2 protein-coding genes are annotated in these 2,697 nt (G+C 72.0%); both read right to left on the reverse strand.

From position 1 onward, the window contains the following. On the reverse strand, positions 1 to 443 hold a 443-nt coding region (locus GA0115259_RS38685; RefSeq protein ID WP_237540799.1), incomplete at its 3' end, for an AAA family ATPase. Between the two features lie 176 nt (positions 444 to 619). After that, positions 620 to 2,697, reverse strand: a 2,078-nt coding sequence (locus GA0115259_RS38690; protein ID WP_237540800.1) for a LamG domain-containing protein, incomplete at its 5' end; no start/stop codon positions are given.

Consider the following 2,697-nt stretch of genomic DNA (forward strand, 5'->3'; position numbering starts at 1 on the left):
AGCCCGGCCGCGGCGACGGCCCGCGAACCGGCCGAGGGCCCGGCGGCTTCGGCAGGCAGGTCGACCGACATCGCGGCCGACTCCACCTCGAACCGCCGCTGCCGGTAGTTCGCGAGCACCCGGTCCAGCGCCTTCAGCGGTCTGCCCTGCCGCCCGAACTGCTCACTGATCGCGGTCATCGCCTCCGGCACGCCGGCCACGGCCTCGTCCGTATACGCGGTCAGCGCCCCGCGCTCCCGGGCGAGCTGCTCCAACTCCCGTACCAGCGAGGTCTTGCCGACTCCCGCGTTGCCCCGGACATGGAACAGGAACCGGTGCCGCTCGTCGTCCGGCGGAAGATCGAGATTCTCCCGGAACAACGCCAGCTCCCGCCGCCGCCCGACAAAGGCCGCACGTCTGCGCCGCCGGATCCGCTCCTGCATGGACGGTCGCGTGGCTCCCATGGCGTCAGTCTGGCACGGCACTTGACCCGAACAAGCCGGGCAGCCCAACCCGGACAAGCCGGGCCGGGGCCAGGCGGGAGCCGGTCGAGGGCAGCCGGGCGTGGGCCGTTCACCCGCGGCGGTGCGCGAGTGAACGGCCGCCTGCCTCAGCGGGAATGCCTCAGCACGGGAATGCCTCAGCAGAGACAGGGCTCCCCTCCGAAGCCGAGCTGATTGAGTTCCGTCCCGCTCAGAACACCGGAGAAGGCGTGCACCTCGTCCACGGCACCGCGCAGGTACTCTCCCCAGCCGTCGGCCGTGTGAGCCCGTCCCACCTGAAGCCCGCCGGTGCTCTTCCAGGGTTGACGGAAGGTCGCGGTCGCGTCGGCGTCGATGGAGCCGTTCACATAGAGCCTGATCTGATCGGTCGCGTTGTCGTAGACGACGGCCAGTCTCACGGTGTCGTCCGGCCATCCCGCCCGCTGTCCCACGACCGTTTCCGTGGAACCGTGCTCGTCCGCGTGAGACATCACCAGCTCCCAGGTGTACGTCGACGGCACATAGCGCACCTTGAAGGCGTCGCCGTTCTCGCCTCCCTGGGACAGCACGGTCATCGGGCGCTCGGGCTCGCTGTCCGCCAGCTTGAGGACGACGCCGATCGTGAAGCTGTCGTCCGTGTCGACCACCGGAGCGTCCGTGGCGGCGAAGCCTGTGTCGCCGTCCAGCACCAGATGCCCGTCACCGACGAGCGCGTACTCGGCCGCCGGGCAGTCCGGGTCGAGTTCCGGGAGGCAGGAGCCGTCGGGACCGCGGTGGACCGTCGCTCCCGCGCCCAGCTTCAGCGGTGCGCCACCGTAGAGCTCCGGGCTGGCGCCGTCCCGCGCGCTCTCCAGCGACCAGTGACCCCGTAGCCGCGGCGTACGGTGCGCGAGCCGGGCCACCTCCTCGGGCACCACGACCCGGTCGTACGCGCGTATGTCACCGATCTCGCCCTGCCAGCGGTCGCCGTAGCCGGCCGCGTCTCGTGCCCGGCCGATCTGGAGATCCCCCGCGCTCTCCACCGCGGTCGCCCGCTGCTGCTCACCGACCTCCTGGCCGTTGACATACAGCCGCGTCATGCCCGTCTCCGCGTCGTACTGGCCGAGGACGTACGCCCACTCGCCGGCTTGCGGCGTGCCTCCGGACACCCGGGCGCCGCCGTACGCGAACGACCAGGCGGACTCTCCGCCGTCCGACGGGCCGTCCTCCGACGGGCCGTCCTCCGTCCGTGCTCCGAGTGTGAACCCGGGCGCCGTGCCCGCGTCCTGGCTGACGACCGTCATGTCCCCGTCCAGCCGCTCCGGGCGTGCCCAGCCGCCGACCGCGAAGGTCTTCGTGGTGTCGACGACCGACGTGCCGGGCGTGAGGAAGCCGTCGGCCGTGCCGTCCAGCCGGGCCGTGGAGGTCAGAGCGGTACCGCCCGGCGCGGCCTCGCCGAACGTGACACCCGCGCCGGCCGGAGCGGCCGGGCCGGTCTCGGCCACCGCCGTCCCGGAACCGACCGCGTCGGCCAGCTTCCACCGCGCGACCGGGACGCGGCCGTCTTTCACCCGGAACACATAGTTGGTCGGCGGACCGACGCGTCCCGAGCGGTCGACGGCGGAGACCTCCAGCACGTACACGCCCTCGCTCGGCGGAAGGAACCGGATGGCCGCAGGACCGCCCATGGTCTCCGCCTGCGCGGTCCTGAGCGGGCCACCGGTGAAGCTGTACCGGTACTTCACCACGTCGTCGGAGGGCGAATCGACGGTGAAGGTGCCGTAGTTGCCGACGCCGTCCGACCATGTGTCGTCGTCCGGGTATTCGGCCGAACGCACCACGGGCCTCTCGGGACTCACCGCGTCGCGGACGAACTCGCAGACCGATCCCCCGGCGTCCGAGCTCCAGGGCGACACGGCCGTACCGTCGTCCGCGCGGACCCGCCAGGAGACGACGGTGTCCGCCGGGATGTCGGACGGAAGCTGCCAGCGGGTGACGTCTCCCGAAGACCGCGCGCTGGATACATGGGTCAGGCGCTGCTCGGCGCCGTCCGCGCCCTGCCACCACACCTCGAACTGTCCCTTGACCCGGTTGCCCTCTGCGGGCCGGTCGTCCTCCACCGGGTCGTACAGCACCGCGCTGAGCACCGGCGCGCCGGAGACATACGTCCTGGGCTCCCCGGCGCCACACGGCTTCGAGTCGGTGAGCAGATCCGCCAGGACCGGCTGTCGCGGCGGCAGATTCTCCGCCGCGACAG

It is taken from the genome of Streptomyces sp. MnatMP-M17 (assembly GCF_900091995.1).
Taxonomy (GTDB): Bacteria; Actinomycetota; Actinomycetes; order Streptomycetales; family Streptomycetaceae; genus Streptomyces.